General features: G+C 64.0%; 15 protein-coding genes and 2 pseudogenes. 13 read left to right on the top strand and 4 right to left on the bottom strand.

From position 1 onward, the window contains the following. Positions 1-285: 285 nt before the first annotated feature. The 3 genes and pseudogenes from ccoS to FXB40_RS28675 form a co-directional block, all read left to right on the top strand. Positions 286-378, top strand: a pseudogene (ccoS, locus tag FXB40_RS28665) (cbb3-type cytochrome oxidase assembly protein CcoS); the annotation flags it as partial. 127 nt (positions 379-505) lie between these two features. Further along, positions 506-1,648 (top strand): patatin-like phospholipase family protein, encoded by a 1,143-nt coding sequence (locus FXB40_RS28670; protein ID WP_148775470.1) that lies wholly within the window; start codon positions 506-508, stop codon positions 1,646-1,648. An 85-nt stretch (positions 1,649-1,733) separates the two neighbouring features. Beyond that, positions 1,734-2,681, top strand: coding sequence for an oxygenase MpaB family protein (locus tag FXB40_RS28675; RefSeq protein WP_187437210.1), 948 nt, complete (start codon positions 1,734-1,736; stop codon positions 2,679-2,681). Positions 2,682-2,687: 6 nt separating this feature from the next. Here FXB40_RS28675 and glgA read toward each other — a convergent pair whose 3' ends face one another. After that, positions 2,688-4,103, bottom strand: coding sequence for a glycogen synthase GlgA (glgA, locus tag FXB40_RS28680; protein WP_148775471.1), 1,416 nt, complete (start codon positions 4,101-4,103; stop codon positions 2,688-2,690). A gap of 196 nt (positions 4,104-4,299) precedes the next feature. Here glgA and FXB40_RS28685 point away from each other — a divergent pair, with 196 nt between their 5' ends. The 10 genes from FXB40_RS28685 to FXB40_RS28730 all read left to right on the top strand — a co-directional run bounded on the left by FXB40_RS28685 (position 4,300) and on the right by FXB40_RS28730 (position 14,432). Next, positions 4,300-5,496, top strand: a complete 1,197-nt coding sequence (locus tag FXB40_RS28685) for a CaiB/BaiF CoA transferase family protein (protein ID WP_148775472.1) — start codon at positions 4,300-4,302, stop codon at positions 5,494-5,496. A 127-nt stretch (positions 5,497-5,623) separates the two neighbouring features. Continuing rightward, a complete protein-coding gene (locus tag FXB40_RS28690) occupies positions 5,624-7,168 on the top strand; it encodes an ABC transporter substrate-binding protein (protein ID WP_148775473.1) in 1,545 nt (514 codons plus the stop codon). Between the two features lie 7 nt (positions 7,169-7,175). Then, the gene (locus tag FXB40_RS28695; RefSeq protein WP_148775474.1) at positions 7,176-8,126 is read left to right on the top strand and encodes an ABC transporter permease; all 951 of its coding nucleotides are present in this window, start codon (positions 7,176-7,178) and stop codon (positions 8,124-8,126) included. Then, positions 8,113-8,982 (top strand): ABC transporter permease, encoded by an 870-nt coding sequence (locus tag FXB40_RS28700; protein ID WP_148775475.1) that lies wholly within the window; start codon positions 8,113-8,115, stop codon positions 8,980-8,982. Before FXB40_RS28695 ends, FXB40_RS28700 begins: the two co-directional genes overlap by 14 nt. Continuing rightward, positions 8,979-9,971: an ABC transporter ATP-binding protein gene (locus FXB40_RS28705; RefSeq protein WP_148775476.1), complete on the top strand. Its 993-nt coding sequence runs from the start codon at positions 8,979-8,981 to the stop codon at positions 9,969-9,971. Before FXB40_RS28700 ends, FXB40_RS28705 begins: the two co-directional genes overlap by 4 nt. Continuing rightward, the gene (locus FXB40_RS28710; protein ID WP_148775477.1) at positions 9,968-10,939 is read left to right on the top strand and encodes an ABC transporter ATP-binding protein; all 972 of its coding nucleotides are present in this window, start codon (positions 9,968-9,970) and stop codon (positions 10,937-10,939) included. Before FXB40_RS28705 ends, FXB40_RS28710 begins: the two co-directional genes overlap by 4 nt. 80 nt (positions 10,940-11,019) lie before the next feature. Further along, entirely contained in the window at positions 11,020-12,087 is a 1,068-nt protein-coding gene (locus FXB40_RS28715; protein ID WP_148775478.1) for an alcohol dehydrogenase, read from the top strand. A gap of 135 nt (positions 12,088-12,222) precedes the next feature. Further along, positions 12,223-13,302, top strand: a complete 1,080-nt coding sequence (locus FXB40_RS28720) for an isocitrate/isopropylmalate dehydrogenase family protein (protein ID WP_148775479.1) — start codon at positions 12,223-12,225, stop codon at positions 13,300-13,302. A 47-nt stretch (positions 13,303-13,349) separates the two neighbouring features. Continuing rightward, positions 13,350-13,766: an ASCH domain-containing protein gene (locus FXB40_RS28725; RefSeq protein ID WP_148775480.1), complete on the top strand. Its 417-nt coding sequence runs from the start codon at positions 13,350-13,352 to the stop codon at positions 13,764-13,766. Between the two features lie 126 nt (positions 13,767-13,892). Beyond that, on the top strand, positions 13,893-14,432 hold the full coding sequence (locus tag FXB40_RS28730; RefSeq protein WP_148775481.1) for an isochorismatase family protein: 540 nt from the start codon (positions 13,893-13,895) through the stop codon (positions 14,430-14,432). A gap of 127 nt (positions 14,433-14,559) precedes the next feature. On the opposite strand, the gene FXB40_RS28735 is transcribed toward FXB40_RS28730, so the two are convergent. From FXB40_RS28735 to FXB40_RS28745, 3 genes and pseudogenes are all read right to left on the bottom strand, one after another. Then, positions 14,560-14,844, bottom strand: coding sequence for a hypothetical protein (locus tag FXB40_RS28735; protein ID WP_148775482.1), 285 nt, complete (start codon positions 14,842-14,844; stop codon positions 14,560-14,562). Between the two features lie 143 nt (positions 14,845-14,987). Further along, positions 14,988-15,872: pseudogene (locus FXB40_RS28740) on the bottom strand (translation factor GTPase family protein); the annotation flags it as partial. 207 nt (positions 15,873-16,079) lie between these two features. After that, positions 16,080-16,424, bottom strand: coding sequence for an acyl carrier protein (locus tag FXB40_RS28745; protein WP_148775484.1), 345 nt, complete (start codon positions 16,422-16,424; stop codon positions 16,080-16,082). Positions 16,425-16,555 lie beyond the last annotated feature (131 nt).

The raw sequence follows: 16,555 nt of genomic DNA on the forward strand, positions 1-16,555 counted from the left end.
CTAAGCCGTAGGGTTGCAGCCTCCGTCATTGCGAGCGAAGCGAAGCAATCCAGACTGTCGCCGCGGAGAGATCCTGGATTGCTTCGTCGCAAGAGCTCCTCGCAATGACGGCGCGGGGGCAGCAGGAGCACTTCAACTGGCTGCGCCGTAAACGGACGGGGCCCTTCCCAAAAAATACCCGCTCACACGAAGAATCCAAAGACCAATCTTGATTTCAATCAATTCCCCGCGAGGGTGAATGTGGTTTCTGGCGGCGTGTTCTTTCAGAGAGAATCCGCGATGCCCCGCAGCGGCCAGTACGACGATCTCGACGGCGCCGCCTGGCGGGCGATCGCCGACGACGACCCGCCGCCGCAGGACGCGCCAGCAAAGCGTTAACGCTCCGCCGGTTCCGCTGATATCTGCGCCCTATCCGGACGATGGTCGCTGGACGGCCGACGGTCGCCGGGCGTAACAATGCCGGAGGATTTTGCGTAAGGCTCTCTGGAGCAGGAGTGCGACGAGCATGCAGGATAGCGCCGGGGCGAGAAGGTCCAGGGATCTGCCGGGACAGGTCGTTCTGGTGCTGCAAGGCGGCGGTGCGCTCGGCTCCTATCAGGCTGGCGTCTACCAGGCCCTGCACGAGGCGGGCATCGAGCCCGACTGGGTTATCGGCACCTCGATCGGGGCCATCAATGCGAGCCTGATCGCCGGCAACGCGCCGGAGAACAGGCTCTCGCGCCTGAAGCAATTCTGGAAGCGGATGGAGCAGACGCCGGTCTGGCCTCTGCGGACCGGCGTCCCCGGCTTCGACGACAGACTGGCCTATTGGTCGACTGTCACAGGCGGCATTCCCGGCTTCTTCAAGCCCAATCTGGCGGCGCATGCCGGCGAGTCCTATCCGCTCGGCGCCGATCGCGCCGGCTATTATTCGACCGCGCCGCTGGAGGGCACGCTGCGCGAACTCGTCGATTTCGGCCTCGCCAATTGCGGCTCGCCGCGCCTCACGGTCGGTGCGGCCCATGTCGGCACCAGTCAGATGCGCTATTTCGACAGCCGCGACGGTGAGCTGACGGTGAAGCACGTCATGGCCTCGGGCGCACTGCCGCCGGCCTTCCCGGCGGTGCGTATCGACGGCGACCTCTATTGGCACGGCGGCATTCTGTCGAACTCGCCGACGGAAGCCGTGTTCGACGACAACCCGCGCCGGAATTCGCTGATCTTCTCCGTGCATCTGTGGAATCCCGCCGGGGCCGAGCCGACCACGATGGGCGAGGTCCTGACACGGCACAAGGACGTGCAATATTCCAGCAGGATCGCGAGCCAGATCGAGCGCCAGCAGCAGGCTCATCGGCTGCGCCATGTCATCAACCAGCTTGCGGCACGATTGCCCGAGAGCGAGCGCGATGATCTCGCGGTGAGAGATCTGATCGGCTACGGCTGTTCGACGCGCATGCATGTGGTGCGGTTGCTGGCACCACAGCTCGATCGCGAGACCCATACCAAGGACATCGACTTCAGCCCGTCCGGCATCATGCAGCGCTGGGACGCCGGTTATGCGCATACGAGGTCGGTGCTGGCGCGCGCGCCGTGGATCGGCGAATTCGATCCGCTGTCGGGCGTCGTGTTGCACGAGCATATCGACGAGATGCCGCTGGCCGCGGAATAGCGCCACAAGCCGCCGTTCGCTTCATCGAATTGCCACAGGCCTTGTGGATCGTCGGCGCCGGTCCGTAATCGATGAGGCTCTGCAAGTGGTCTCCGGGAACGATCTGGAATTGGCTCTCGATCAGGTCCGCGCCAATGCGGCGGGACCGGTGCCCGGCGTGTTCGGTCCGTCCTCTGTGACCTGGCGGATCGATCGCGAGGCGGTCATCTTTCTCGGTGCCGGCCGGGCGATGCTGCTGCAACTCGCGCATCCCTGGGTCGCGGCCGCCATCGCCGAGCACTCCAAAACCTTTGCCGATCCGATCGGGCGCTTCCATCGCACCTTCGACATTGTCTTTGCCATGGTGTTCGGCTCGCTCGACCGCGCCATGCTGTCGTCGCGGCAACTGCACCGGCGCCACAGCATGATTGTCGGCGAGATGCCGGAGACCGTCGGTCCCTTCGCAGCCGGCTCGCGCTACTGCGCCAATGACATTCCGTCGCTGCGCTGGGTTCATGCGACGCTGGCCGAGACCGCGCTGATGGCGCATGATCTGGTTCTGCCGCCACTCTCGGTGGAAGAGCGCGAGCGCTACTGGACCGAGAGCCGGACCTTTGGCGCACTGTTCGGACTGACGGGCGATGATCTGCCGGCCGACTGGTCCGGCTTTGCGGCCTATACCGCAGCGATGGCGAAGTCAGATACGCTGACCGTCAGCCCGGCCGCACGCGAGATCGCCGCGCAGATCTTTGGCGGTGCGCGTCCGTGGCTGCGGCCGCCGCGCTGGTATCGCGCGCTCACGGCAAGCCTGCTGCCGGAGCCGTTGCGTGTGGGCTTTGGGTTTGAGCTCGATGAGCGCGACAAGAGAGGCGCCGACAACGCGCTGCGATGGATACGGCGGGTCTATCCGAAATTGCCGGATCGGCTGCGCTATGTCGGCCCCTATCAGGAAGCACAGGCGCGGCTGCGCGGTGAACCGCAGCCCGACTGGATGATACGCTGCCTCAACCGCGCCTGGATCGGCCGGCCGCAGATGGATGTGCGCGGGAAGTAGCCGGCCTCACACCGCCGCCAGCTTCCGATACAGCGCGCTGTAGCTTCCCGCCGAGATGCTCCAGGAAAACGACCGCCCCATGGCGCTGCGGCGCATGGTGTCGAGCTGGTCCTGGGCCATGAACGCTTCGAAGGCGCGGCGGACGCCGCCGAGGAAGGACTCGTGCGAGGGCCTCGAGAACAGGAAACCGGTCTCGCCGTCGGTAATGGTCTCGGCCAGGCCGCCGGTCTGGTGGCCGATCGGCAGTGAGCCGAAACGCTGCGCATACATCTGGCTCAGTCCGCAGGGCTCGAACCGCGACGGCATCAATGTGAAATCGCTGCCGGCAAAAATGCGGCGCGCCTGGGCGTCGTTGAAGCCGATGGTGACGCCGATGGCGTCGGGGCGGCGGCGATGGGCGTCGACCAGAGCCTGTTCGAGCGCCGGCTCGCCGGAGCCGGTGACCACGATCTGGCCGCCGGCATCGATGATCTCGTCGGCAGCCGACAGCACGAGGTCGATGCCCTTCTGGTGGACGAGGCGTGCGACAATCGCGAACATCGGCCCGCGTGAGACCGCGAGGCCAAACTGCTTGCGTACGTAGTCCGCATTGGCCTTCTTGCCGACCCAGTCGCCGGCGCCGAATTGCTGCGCGAGCTGGGCGCAGGAGCGCGGGTCCCAGCTTTCGTCGATGCCGTTGAGGATGCCGGTGAGCTCGGATGCGTCGGAGCGGAGCTGCAACAGGCCTTCGAGGCCACAGCCGAATTCGGACGTGGTGATCTCGCGCGCGTAAGTGCCGCTGACGGTGGTGAGGTGCGAGGCATAGACGAGGCCAGCCTTGAGGAAGGAGAGCTGGTCGTAGAACTCGACGCCGTCGATGTGGAAGGAGCTTTCGGGGACGCCGATCCGCCGCAGCGACTCCTTCGGGAAGAGACCTTGATAGGCGAGGTTGTGGATGGTCAGGATCGACGGCAGCTTGCTGCCGCGCCAGGCGAGATAGGCCGGCACGAGCGAGGCTTGCCAATCGTTGGCATGGACCAGGTCGGCTGCCCAATTCTTGTCCAGCTTGCCCATGGCAAGCTCAGCGGCAGCCGAGGCAAAGCGCGCGAAGCGGATGTCGTTGTCCGGCCAGTCGCGTCCGGACTCGTCGCCATAGGGATTGCCGGGACGATCGTAGAGCTGTGAGCACAACAGCACATAGACCGGCAGGCCGTCCTTGGTGGCGGCCCGGCCGAGCGAGCAGGCCGGCATCTCCGCGAAGGCCGGGCAGCGCCCAACGATCTGAATATGGGTCAGTTGCTCGATGATGTCGCGATAGCCGGGCAGCATGATCCGGATATCGGCGAAGGGGCGGAGCGCTCGGGGAAGGGCAGCGGAAACGGCACCAAGTCCGCCAACGCGGACAAAGTCGTCCATCTCTGTGGTAACGAATAAGACCCTCAAGAACGATTGCCCTCTTCCGATCCCGATTGCTGCTATGCAAGATCGGGTCCAGTTGCCCCTGGATATCTCAGCCTGCCCGCGAGACCCGTTCGTTCGGTAAAGACTTTCCTACTCAGTCGCTGCCCTCTAGGGTCGAGCGCACCAACGAGAGAGAACAACGATAGTTCCTAAGGGACGGGCCAAGGACCAAGCAGGGATGCAGCTACCAGATAAGCACGAAGCCACGACGACAAAGGCCTTCGCGGGCCTGCGCGTCCTGGATTTTTCGACCACCATCGCCGGCCCCCATTGCGCGCGGATGCTGGCTGACATGGGCGCCGAGGTCATCAAGATCGAGACCGACGGCGGCGAGACGATGCGGACACGGCCGCCGCTGCGCAAGGGCTGCAGCACCGTGTTCGGCCAGCTCAATGTCGGCAAGAAGAGCGTCGTGCTCGATCTCAAGTCGGAAGACGGCAGGGAGGCGGTCCGCCGGCTGGTCGCGACATCAGACATCCTGGTCGAGAACTTTCGTCCCGGCGTGATGCGCCGGCTGCGGCTCGACTATGACAGTCTCCGCCCGGTCAATCCCAGGCTGATCTACTGCTCGATCTCGGGCTATGGCCAGAGCGGTCCCTCGGCCGAGCTGCCGGCCTACGCACCGGTGATCCACGCCGCCTCCGGCTACGACATGGCGCATCTCGCCTACCAGCCCGGTCGCAACCGTCCGGACTATTGCGGCATCTACCATGCCGATGTCGTCACCGGCACCTATGGCTTCGGCGCGATCGCCTCCGCGCTCTATCAGCGCACGGTGACCGGGCTCGGCCAGCACATCGACGTCTCCATGCTGGAGTCGATGCTGACCTTGACGGTGATCGAGCTGCAGAGCTCGCAATTCGCGGTGAAGCCGCCGCCGCGCCCGATGTTCGGGCCGACCGAGACCGCCAACGGCTATGTCATGATCACGGTCGCCAGCGAGAAGACGTTCCAGGCCCTGATGGGCGTGATCGGCCGCCCCGAATGGATCTCCGATCCGCGCTTTGCCTCCTACGCTCCGCGGCGCGAGCACTGGGCCGACATGATGGACGGCGTCGAGGCCTGGTCGAAGCCGCTCACGACCGACGCATGTCTTGTGGATTTGAGCGCCGCCGGCGTGCCGGCCTCGGCCTATCGCACCATCAAGGAAGCCCTGGCCGATCCGCAGCTCGCGCACCGGCAGGCGCTCTCGTCAGTGGAGGACGGCGGCGGCGCGTTCCAGGTGCTCAATCTGCCGTTCCGGATGACGGGCGCCGACACGACGCCGGGCAAGACGATGGCCGCGCTTGGCGAGCACACGGATGCGCTGCGCGACGAAATCGGTCTCGCCAATGATGCTCCAATTCCGTCAGGCAATACAGAAGCGGCCAGCTGAGCGCGTCTCGCCGCGCGCATGCGGCATCGAACCCCCTGTGTTCCTCTTGCCGTGGCGAGCATTTGCCGCCAAGCTCGCCCGAGTCATCAGCGATCCGAAACATCGGACGAGGATCCCGGGAGGAACCATGACGAACATTGCTGCCGCGGCGTGCAAGCGCGCGCCGATTTTCCTTGTTGCGGCATTTGCGCTCCTTCCACTGGCTGAGCCGTCGCTGGCGCAGAATGCCGGCGGCAGCATCACCGTCGGCCAGGAGCTGGACATTCCCGGCTTCGATCCGCTCAAGGTCGGCGTCTACGACACCTCGACCTTCACCGCCGCCGCCGCGATCTTCGACACGCTGACCACACTCGACGACAAGGGCGAGGCCGCGCCCAAGCTCGCGGTGTCCTGGACCCATTCCGACGACTACAAGAGCTGGACCTTCAAGCTGCGCCAGGGCGTGAAATTCCACGATGGCACGCCGTTCAATGCGCAGGCCTTCAAGGAGAATTTCGACCGCCAGAAGGACCCCGCCAACAAGTGCCGCTGCGCCTTCTACATCACCAACGTCAAGGAGGTGCTGGCGCCGGACGAATACACCGTCGTCTATAATCTGACCGACCCTTCCGTGAACCTGCCGGCGACGAACACCATCCAGAGCCAGAACAACGTCGTGCATTCGCCGACGGCGTGGAAGACCAAGGGCGACGACTACAATCGCAATCCCGTCGGCACCGGCCCCTACATCCTGAAATCATGGACCGCCGGCGACCGCATGGTGCTGGAGAAGAACCCGGATTACTGGGACAAGGGCCGTCCCTATCTCGACCGCATCATCCTGAAGCCGCTGCCCGACGCGCAGTCGCGCTTTGCCTCGCTGCAATCGGGTGAAGCCGACATCATCTGGGACGACGAGAACGACGCCGACAACATCATGAAGGCGCAGAAGGACTCCAAGCTCACCGTGCACACCTACAAGGGCTCGGGCGCCGCGGTCTACGCCTTCAACACCAAGGTCGCGCCGTTCGACGACGTGCGCGTACGCCAGGCGCTGGTGATGGCGATCGACCGTCCAAAGATGTCGCAGGCGATCAGCAACGGCCTGAGCCGGCCCGCGAGCAACCCTTACGGCGACGGCTCCTGGGTCAAGTGCAAGGACGACGGCGCGCTGCCGTTCGACGTCGAGAAGGCCAAGGCGCTGCTCAAGGATTACGGCAAGCCGGTCGAGTTCAAGACGCTGGTGACCGCGACGCCGCGCGGCCGCATGATCGGCCAGGTGCTCCAGCAATTCTGGAAGCGCGTCGGTGCCAATATGGAAATCGAGCAAGTCGATCAGGCCACCATCCCGCCGCGCGCCTTCATGCGCCAATTCCAGATGGTGCCGTGGCGCATCGTCGATCTCGCCGATCCCGATCCGCAGATGTATGCGAACTTCCGCAGCGGCAGCCCGCTCGCGCTCTCCAACTTCGCCGATCCGGAGTTGGACCGGTTGCTCGATCATTCCCGCGTCACGGCAGATCCCGCGGCGCGCACCGAGGACTATTGCGCCATCAGCCGCCTGATCAACAAGGAGGCGATCTGGTTCTGGACCTTCCAGAACACTTATTATGCGCTGTCCAGCGCCAGGCTGAAGGGCTTCCCGAAAATCTACAACGGCGTGATCGACGTCTCGACCACCTGGCTGGAATGACCGCGCGATGCTGAACTTCGTCGTGCGGCGGCTGCTGGCCATCCTGCCGGTGTTGCTGGCCGTCTCGCTGCTGACCTTCCTGATCGCCTCGCTGCTGCCGGGGGATCTGGCCTATGTCATCCTGGGCGATCAGGCGACACCGGAGAATGTTGCCGCACTGCGCCGTGACATGGGGCTCGACCAGCCGTTGTGGTGGCGATACCTGAGCTGGCTCGGCCACGTCCTGCAGGGCGATCTGGGCCGTTCGTTCCGCACCGGGCAGACCGTGCTGCAGGCGGTCAGCGAGCGCATACCGGTCTCGCTCGAACTGATGCTGATGGCCGAGTCCATCGGCCTTTTGATCGGCGTTCCCCTCGCGATCGCCTGCGCCGCGCGCGCCGGCAGTGCATTCGACCGCTTCATGACCGGCAGCGCGTTTGCCATGCTGTCGATGCCGTCCTTTCTGCTGGCGATCCTGCTGATCTATCTGTTCGCGGTCGAGCTGCACTGGCTGCCTGCGACCGGCTATGTGCCGTTCACCGAGGAGCCGCTCGCAAACTTGCGCTTTTTCGTGCTGCCGGCGCTGACGTTGGCGCTGGCGGAATGGCCGGGCATCATGCGCGTGCTGCGCTCCGATATGATCGCGACCTTGCAGGAGGACTACATTGCGCTCGCGAAAGCAAAAGGCCTCAAGCCCTCGCGCATCCTGTTCGTGCATGCGCTGAAACCGTCGTCGCTGACCCTGGTGACGGTGACAGGCATCAATATCGGCCGCCTGCTTGGCGGCACGCTGATCGTGGAATCGATCTTCGCACTGCCGGGCATCGGCCGGCTGCTGGTCGGCGCGATCTACACCCGCGACCTCGTCATCCTCCAGGGCGTGGTGCTGCTGGTGGCCTGCGGCTTCGTCATCGTCAACTTCATCGTCGACATGCTCTATGCCGTGCTCGATCCGAGGATTCGCCATGGGCACGCTTGAGCTCACGATGCAGGAAGAGGTATCGGCGCCGGTCCGGCGCCAGCGCAAGCTCGGGCTGCTGTTCTGGCTCGCGAGCCTCTGGCTCGCCGTCATTCTCACGCTCGCGATTCTCGCACCGGTGTTGCCGCTACAAAATCCTGTAGACATGGACATGCTGGAGCGCCGCGCCGCTTTTTCGAGCGAGCACTGGCTCGGCACCGACGGCCTCGGCCGTGACGAGTTCGCCCGGCTGATTTTTGGCGCCCGCGTCTCGCTGACGGTCGGATTGATCGCGCCGATGATCGGCTTGACGCTTGGCGGCGCGCTGGGCCTGCTCGCCGGCTATTTCCGCGGCCGGTTCGAGACGCTGGTGGTCGGCAGCATGGACGTGCTGCTGGCCTTTCCGCCACTGGTCTTCGCGCTCGCGGTGACCGCCTATCTCGGCCAGTCCATTCCCAATCTCACCATCATCCTCGGCGTGCTCGGCATTCCCGCCTTCATGCGGGTAGCGCGCGCGGCGACGCTGACACTGGCGCGGCGCGAATTCGTGATCGCGGCTGAGGCGCTCGGCGCCAGTCATGCGCGCATCCTGCTGCGCGAGCTGCTGCCGAACGTGATCCTGCCGCTGCTGGCGTTCTTCCTGCTCGGCGTCGCCGTCACCATCGTGATCGAAGGCGCGCTGTCCTTCCTCGGGCTCGGCGTGCCGCCGCCGATGGCGAGCTGGGGCAGCATGATCGGCGAAGGCCGTGACAGCCTCGACGTCGCGCCGCGGCTGGCGTTCCTGCCGGCGGTGGGATTGTTCCTGACCGTGCTGGCGTTCAACCTCGTCGGCGACACCATGCGGGCACTGACCGACCCGCGTCAGGGGGCCCTGTGAGCACGCCGCTTTTGACCATCGAGGATGTCGCGGTCGAGCTGCCGACCCCGCGTGGCAATTTGCGCGCCGTGGATCATGTCAATCTGTCGCTGGAGGCGGGGCGTACGCTCGGTATCGTCGGCGAATCCGGCTGCGGCAAGACCATGCTGTCGCGCGCGATCCTTCAGCTGCTGCCGAAGAAGGCGAAGCTTACCGGACGCGTGATGTTCGACGGCCAGGACCTGGTCCGGCTCGCGCCTGAAGGCCTGCGACGGCTGCGTGCGCGCGATCTCGCGGTGGTGTTCCAGGATCCCATGACCTCGCTCAATCCGGTGCTCACCATCGGCACCCAGTTGATGGAGACGATCCAGGAGCATCTCGAGCTCGACGCGCCGGCTGCGCGAAAGCGCAGCATCGAGTTGCTCGCGGCCGTCGGCATTCCGGCGCCGGAGCAGCGGCTCGCGCAATACCCGCATCAATGTTCCGGTGGCATGCGCCAGCGCATCGCGATTGCGATCGCGCTGTCCTGCGAGCCGAAGCTGCTGATCGCGGATGAGCCGACCACGGCGCTCGACGTTACCATCCAGGCGCAGATCCTCGATCTGCTGGCGCGCGAGCAACGCCGCCGCCACATGGCGATGATCATCATCACCCACGATCTCGGCGTGGTCGCCGGCCGCGCGGACGAGGTCGCGGTGATGTATGCGGGCAGGGTGGTGGAACGCGCGCCGACGCAGGCGCTCTTCAAACGCATGCACATGCCCTACACCGAGGCGCTGCTCGCGGCGATCCCGAAGCTGGAGACCGCGCCGCACACGCCGCTGCCTGCCATCTCAGGTCGACCGCCCGATCCGACGCGGCCACTCAGGGGCTGCTCTTTCGAGCCGCGTTGCCGCTATGCCGCCGGACGCTGTTATGAAGCCAAACCCGAGTTGAAGGCTGCCGAGACGCCGGAGCATCTCTATGCCTGCTTCCACCCGATCCAGATGGCGGAAGGGATTGGCGCATGATGCAGCTCGCCGTGCGCGACCAACCGCTGCTGGACGTCGACAATCTCGTCGTCGAATATGGTCTCGGCAACAAGACGGTGCACGCTGTCTCCGGTGTCAGCCTCCACGTCGCGCGCGGCGAGACGCTGGGGCTGGTCGGCGAGTCCGGCTGCGGCAAGTCGACGCTGGGGCGCGCAGTGCTGCAATTGCGCCGCGCCAAGAGTGGCCGCGTGCTGTTCGACGGCGAAGATCTTACCGCGATGGAGGGCGAGGCGCTGCGAAAAATGCGCCGCCGCGTGCAGCTGATCTTTCAGGACCCGATCGCCTCGCTCAATCCGCGCCGGCGCATCGGTGACATCGTCGCTGAGCCGCTGATCATCGCCGGTGTCAAGGACGCTAGCGAGCGCAAGCGGCGCGTTCACGAGGTGCTCTCCGCGGTCGGGCTCGATCCCGATCTCGTGGCGGGGCGCTTGCCGCACGAGTTCTCCGGCGGCCAGTGCCAGCGCATCTGCATTGCGCGATCGCTGGTGCTCAACCCCGAGTTCATCGTCTGCGACGAGCCGGTCTCCGCGCTCGACGTCTCCATCCGTGCGCAGATCCTCAATCTGCTCGAGGAGATGAAGACGCGGTTCGGCCTGACGCTGCTGTTCATCGCGCACGACCTTGCCGTGGTCAAAGCCGTCAGCGACCGCGTCGCGGTGATGTATCTCGGCCGGCTCTGCGAGGTCGGGCCATCGGAGCAATTGTTCGCAAAGCCCGCGCATCCCTATACCGGGCTGCTGCTGGAGGCGATCCCGGTTCCAGATCCGGATGTGCGTCCCGTCGAGAGCGTGGCGATCGGCGAGCCGCCATCGCCGATTGCGCCGCCGTCCGGTTGCCGCTTCCGCACCCGCTGCCCGCGCGCCGATCAGCGCTGCAGCACGGAGATGCCGGAGTTGCGCGAGGTCGTGCCGGGGCAGTTCGTGGCTTGCCACCATCCGCTCGCCTGAACTAAGACCGCTGTGCGGGTTTGTCTCGCCTTGCCGGCCGTGGCATGGTGACGCGACGAAGAGTATGCCGGGAGGACGCCATGAAGAGTTTCAAGGTCGCTGATTTCAAGGCGCCGCTGCAGGAGTTCGACGAGGCGACGCCGCAACCTTCAGGCACGCAGGTGCTCATCAAGGTCAAAGCCGCCGGCGTCTGTCACAGCGATCTCCACATCTGGGAAGGCGGCTACGATCTCGGCCATGGCCGCAAGCCGCTGTCGCTGAAAGACCGCGGCATCAACCTGCCGCTGACCATGGGCCACGAAACCGTCGGTGAAGTGCTGGCGTTCGGACCCGACGTGAAGCCGACCGACCAGGGCGGCCTCAAGCTTGGTGATGTCGGCCTGGTCTATCCCTGGATCGGCTGCGGCAAATGCGCCACATGCCTCGCCGGTGACGAGAACATGTGCCTGACGCCGCGCTCGCTCGGCGTCTATTGCGACGGCGGCTATTCCGATCACATGCTGGTGCCGCATCCGCGCTATCTGCTCAACCTCAGAGGGCTCGACCCGGCGTCGGCCGCGCCCTACGCCTGCTCGGGCGTCACCACCTACAGCGCGCTGAAGAAGGTCGAGCAGCATTTTGATACGCCGATCGTGATGTTCGGTGCCGGTGGCCTTGGCCTGATGGCGCTGTCGCTGCTGAAGGCGATGGGCGGCAAGGGCGCGATCATGGTCGATATCGACGCCAGGAAGCGCGAGGCGGCGGAAAAGGCCGGCGCGCTCGCCACCATCGATCCCAAGGCGCCGGATGCGCTGGAGCAGCTGGCGAAGAAAGCCGGCGGGCCGATCCGCGCCGTGATCGACCTCGTCGGTAATGCTGCGACGACGCAGCTTGGCTTCGACTGCCTGACCAAAGGCGGCAAGCTCGTCATCGTCGGCCTGTTCGGCGGCGGCGCGACCTGGGCTTTGCCGCTGATCCCGATCAAGGCGGTGACGATCCAGGGCAGCTATGTCGGAAACCTGCGCGAGACGCAGGAGCTGCTCGATCTCGTCCGCGCCAAGAATGTCGCACCGATCCCGGTGACGAAGGCGCCGCTCAACAAGGCCAACGACGCACTGGTGCAGTTGCAACAGGGCGCGGTGGTCGGGCGCACGGTGCTGATGCCGTAGTTCGACGCGCACTCTCCTCGTCATTGCGAGCGAAGCGAAGCAATCCAGAAATCCATCCGCGAAGACAGTCTGGATTGCTTCGTCGCTTCGCTCGCAATGACGACTTGGCTGGCTCCTTTCCTTGAGGCCTCTTAAATGTCCGCAAACAACGCCTTCCACATCGCCGTGCTCGCCGGTGACGGCATCGGTCCCGAAGTCATGGCGCCGGCCATCGAGGTGCTGCGCAAGATCGAGTCCAAATCCGGCTTGAGCTTCCGCTTCACCGAGGCTCCCGCCGGCGCCAACAACTATCTCGCCACCGGCAAGTCGATGCCGGAGTCCACAATCAAATTATGCGAGGAAGCCGACGCAATTCTGCTCGGCGCCTGCGGCCTGCCGTCGGTGCGTTACCCCGACAATACCGAGATCGCGCCGCAGATCGAGCTGCGCTTCATCTTCGATCTCTATGCGGGCGTGCGCCCGGCGCGGCTGATTCCGGGCGTGCCGAGCCCGATCGTTGGCGCTGACAAGCGAGGCATCGATCTCGTCGTGATCCGCGAGTCCACCGAAGGCCTGTTCGCCTCGATGGGCAAGGGCGTGGTCACCCATGACGATGCGCGCGAGACCATGGTGATCACGCGCAGGACATCCGAGCGGCTGTTCGAGTTCTCGTTTCGCCTCGCCGAGCGGCGCAAGGTGCGTGGAAAGCCGGGTGCGCTCGCCTGTGTCGACAAGGCGAACGTGTTCAAGGCGTTTGCGTTCTTCCGCGGCATTTTCGACGAGATCGCGAAAAAGCATCCCGAGGTGAAGACCGACCGCATCTATGTCGACGCCTGCTCGGCCATGCTGGTCAAACGTCCCTGGGATTTCGACGTGATGGTGATGGAGAACATGTTCGGCGACATCGTCTCCGATATCACCGCGAGCCTGATCGGCGGCCTCGGCATGGCGCCGTCGGCCGACGTCGGCGACAAATATGCCGTGTTCCAGCCGTGCCACGGCACCGCTCCTGATATCATGGGGCAGGGCAAGGCCAATCCCACCGGCATGATCCTGTCGGCGGCGATGATGCTGGACTGGCTCGCCGACAAGCACGGCGTCGAGGGCGCGGCGGAAGCCGGCGAGCAGATCGAACGGGCGGTGGATCAAGTCTATGCCGGCGGCCTCAAGCCGATGGAGTTTGGCGGCAGCAACGGCACGGCGGATATTACCAAGGCGGTGCTTGCGGCGCTGTAGGGGTGGATCGCGCCGCAAGGCGTCGTCTCTGAAGGGCTCGGACGACCATGAACAAGCCAGTGCCCGAACGATATCAAGATCTCCGGACGTTTGCTTTCGGCGACAGTCCGGCGCTTGCCGATGAACTGCTCGAACTCGTCGTCAAGGGCGTCAAGACCGCGACCTGCAGCACGGAAGACGAACCCAACACGTCGACACCAGGAGAGCGCTGGGTCGTGCTCGATGGACGGGGAGAGCCTCGCTGCGTCATCGAAACCACCGAGATCACCTATCGGCGCTACAACGATGTCGATGCCGCCTTTGCCTACGATGAGGGTGAGGGTGATCGAAGCCTCACCTATTGGCGCAACGCCCATCGCACCTATTTCGGCCGGCTCGGACGGTTCAGCGAAGATATGATGCTCATGTGCGAGCGATTCCGCCTGATCGAGGATTTTGGGGATCTCTCCCTCAAGAAACCATAGCTGACGTTCGCTTAGCTCCCGCAAGATGGCGCAAAAGTCTCGACGCGGTGAATCAAAAGAGGTCAATCGGATTGCGCGAGTGGGGAGACGACAGTATTTAGTTGTCGAAATAGCCGAGCCAAGCATATGGACGCAATCATTGTGGTTGACATGCAGATCGGCCTCTTGAATGGCCCGCCGAAGCACAATCTTCAGGGCGTGGTCAAACACATAAATTTGCTAACCACTATGGTGCGTGGGCGATCTGGCAAGGTCATATGGATAAGACACTGCGGCAAACCGGGAGATGGTTTTGAACGGGACACCGAAGGGTGGTCATTTCTACCCGAACTGGATCGTCACCCAGACGACGTCGTGGTCGAGAAGACATTGAATGATTCGTTTGTTCGAACTGAGCTCCAAAATACCTTGGTCCAAATGGCGCTGGATCGGGTCATCGTCACCGGCTGGGCAACTGACTCCTGTGTCGATTCAACTATCCGTTCGGCGATATCAAACGACCACCACGTCGTTGTTGTTAGCGACGCTCATACAGTAAGCGATCGACCGCACATGGATGCTGCTGCCGTGATTCGGCATCACCATTGGGTCTGGAGTGACCTCTTGACGAACCACTCTGTTCGCATTGCAACAACAGGCGAGCTTCTCGACGAAGCCGCTGTCTAGAGGCGTGCGTCAGGTCCGCTCCCGGTCACGAGCGGCGAAGTTCTGTGCGGCCAGAAGCTGACGTATGCGCTTCTGTGAACACAAAGACGCTTCACAAGAAAAAGGGGCCTCGCGGCCCCTTCGTCATTTACCAGCGGTGCCAGTGGCGATAGCCCCCGCCCCACGGACGTGGGCCGTAACCGTAGCGCCGCGGGCCGCCATAATAGCCGTAGGCGCCGTAATAGTTCGGGCGCCACCAGCAGCGGCCCCAGGCGTTGCAGACCATCCGCACCTGATCGACATGCGCCGCCGGACCGCTTGCGACCTGATCGGCTTGCGGAATGCCGTTCGGCATCGCCGCGAGCGCTTGTCCCGACGCGAGCGCAGCACTGCCGAGGGCAGCCAGACCAAGAACAGCAAGTTTGAGTTTCATCGTGATCTCCCTCATTGGTGGCGGGAGAACCTGCGTCAGATCAATTCGTTGCTATCGCAGCGCAGAGCCGCGAGGAATTTAATCTTCGTGAACAGGTGTTCAGGGGGGCGACGTCGTCGCGATCCTGGTCAGCGGAGCGTCGTTCAAGCACGCATCCCCATCGCGGGCCGAAATGGCGGGTCATGCTCGGGCGGGGGTGCCGGGGCATAATGATCGAATTGCATCGTGAAGGTTGCGCGACCTTGGCTCATCGCGCGCAGGTCATTTACGCAACCGAACATGTTCATGAGCGGCACCATCGCGTTGATGACGGCGAAGTTGCCTCGCGTGTCTTGGCCCTGGAGCCGCCCGCGTCGCAAATTCAGGTCTCCGAGGATGGAGCCGATACAGTCCTCCGGGGTCACGACCTCTACCCTCATGATCGGTTCGAGCAGCACCGACTCCGCCTTCTGGAGTGCGTCGCGGAGCGCCGCACGTGCGGCGATCTCGAAGGCGAGCGCCGAAGAGTCGGTGTCATGATATTTGCCATCAATCAGTTCGACCTTGATGTCTATCACCGGGAAGCCGGCGACCACGCCCGAGGAAAGCACGCTCTCGATCCCCTTTTCGATGCCGGGGATGAATTCTTTCGGCACCGTGCTGTCGGCGATCCTGGACTCGAACCGGTAGCCCTTGCCGGGCTCGTTCGGTTCGACACGTAGCTTGACGGCCGCGAACCGGCCTGTACCGCCGGACTGCTTCTTGTAGATATATTCCGCCTCGGCCGGCCGAGTGATGCGCTCACGGAACGCCACCTGCAGTGCCCCAACTGTGGGATCGATGTCGTAGGTGCGTCCGAGGGTTTCGAGCTTGGCGTCGAGATGGAGTTCGCTCACGCCCTTCAAGATGATCTGTCGGGACTCGGGATCGATCGACATTCCGAAAGCAGCGTCTTCGGCCCCAAGCTTTGCCAGCGCAATGCCGAGCTTCTCCGCGTCTGCCTTCGACTTCGGCTCGATTGCGATCTCGACCAGCCGTGGCTGCGAGAATATTTCGTTCGCCGTGACATACGGATTGGTTCTGGGAGTGCCGGACTTCCAGTTCACCCACTCCTCAGCGTCGCGGTACGAAACAAAGTCGGCAATCGGCAGATCGGTGAGGTCAGCCCGGCGGTGGATGACGCGCCAGCCGCCTTCTTGAAGGCGCTGGATAATGAAGCATTCTACGGGCAAGTCGGTCATTTGACGTATCAGCCCTCAAGCAGGCCTATTCCCGAGCCTTATGCCATCGGCTTCGCGTGCTCGGCAAAAAACGTGGTCTCCCGCGTGATCGTGATTTTGTGTCCCGTGATGCCGCGCAGGATCGCTGTCAGCGCAAACCATCTGTCGGACGGCGCGCATGTCTTGTTCTCGTTGGTCAGTTTCGCAAAGCTGCAGCCTGCCGGCGTTCGGATGTTTCAATTCGATCAGATCGTAGAGCTGGCCGACGGTCCGCGTCTGCTCGGCTTCCGCGTCGGTCAGCTTGATCCCAAAGGTTCGCTCGACGTTGTAGATGACGTCCACATCATCGCCGTCGCCAACGAAGTTCAGCGTATCTTTCATGTCTTGGCCAACTGACGGGTTGCCGTGATCGGAGCATTTTGCACGTGGCCCAATCGTAGCGCCGCGGCGTCATGCCCATCTTTATCGGCTGCGGTGCGCCATGATGTTATTGTGCCGGTGTTTTGCCCGAC

The sequence above is a fragment of the Bradyrhizobium rifense genome, from assembly GCF_008123425.1.
Lineage (GTDB): Bacteria > Pseudomonadota > Alphaproteobacteria > Rhizobiales > Xanthobacteraceae > Bradyrhizobium > Bradyrhizobium rifense.

What these genes read in the sequence shown, in the direction of transcription:
- FXB40_RS28670 (WP_148775470.1), top strand. Translation starts at nt 506, where the DNA reads ATGCAGGATAGCGCCGGGGCGAGAAGGTCCAGGGATCTGCCGGGACAG.
- FXB40_RS28685 (WP_148775472.1), top strand. Translation starts at nt 4,300, where the DNA reads ATGCAGCTACCAGATAAGCACGAAGCCACGACGACAAAGGCCTTCGCG.
- FXB40_RS28690 (WP_148775473.1), top strand. Translation starts at nt 5,624, where the DNA reads ATGACGAACATTGCTGCCGCGGCGTGCAAGCGCGCGCCGATTTTCCTT.
- FXB40_RS28695 (WP_148775474.1), top strand. Translation starts at nt 7,176, where the DNA reads ATGCTGAACTTCGTCGTGCGGCGGCTGCTGGCCATCCTGCCGGTGTTG.
- FXB40_RS28700 (WP_148775475.1), top strand. Translation starts at nt 8,113, where the DNA reads ATGGGCACGCTTGAGCTCACGATGCAGGAAGAGGTATCGGCGCCGGTC.
- FXB40_RS28710 (WP_148775477.1), top strand. Translation starts at nt 9,968, where the DNA reads ATGATGCAGCTCGCCGTGCGCGACCAACCGCTGCTGGACGTCGACAAT.
- FXB40_RS28715 (WP_148775478.1), top strand. Translation starts at nt 11,020, where the DNA reads ATGAAGAGTTTCAAGGTCGCTGATTTCAAGGCGCCGCTGCAGGAGTTC.
- FXB40_RS28720 (WP_148775479.1), top strand. Translation starts at nt 12,223, where the DNA reads ATGTCCGCAAACAACGCCTTCCACATCGCCGTGCTCGCCGGTGACGGC.
- FXB40_RS28725 (WP_148775480.1), top strand. Translation starts at nt 13,350, where the DNA reads ATGAACAAGCCAGTGCCCGAACGATATCAAGATCTCCGGACGTTTGCT.
- FXB40_RS28730 (WP_148775481.1), top strand. Translation starts at nt 13,893, where the DNA reads ATGGACGCAATCATTGTGGTTGACATGCAGATCGGCCTCTTGAATGGC.
- FXB40_RS28735 (WP_148775482.1), bottom strand. Translation starts at nt 14,844, where the DNA reads ATGAAACTCAAACTTGCTGTTCTTGGTCTGGCTGCCCTCGGCAGTGCT.
- FXB40_RS28745 (WP_148775484.1), bottom strand. Translation starts at nt 16,424, where the DNA reads ATGAAAGATACGCTGAACTTCGTTGGCGACGGCGATGATGTGGACGTC.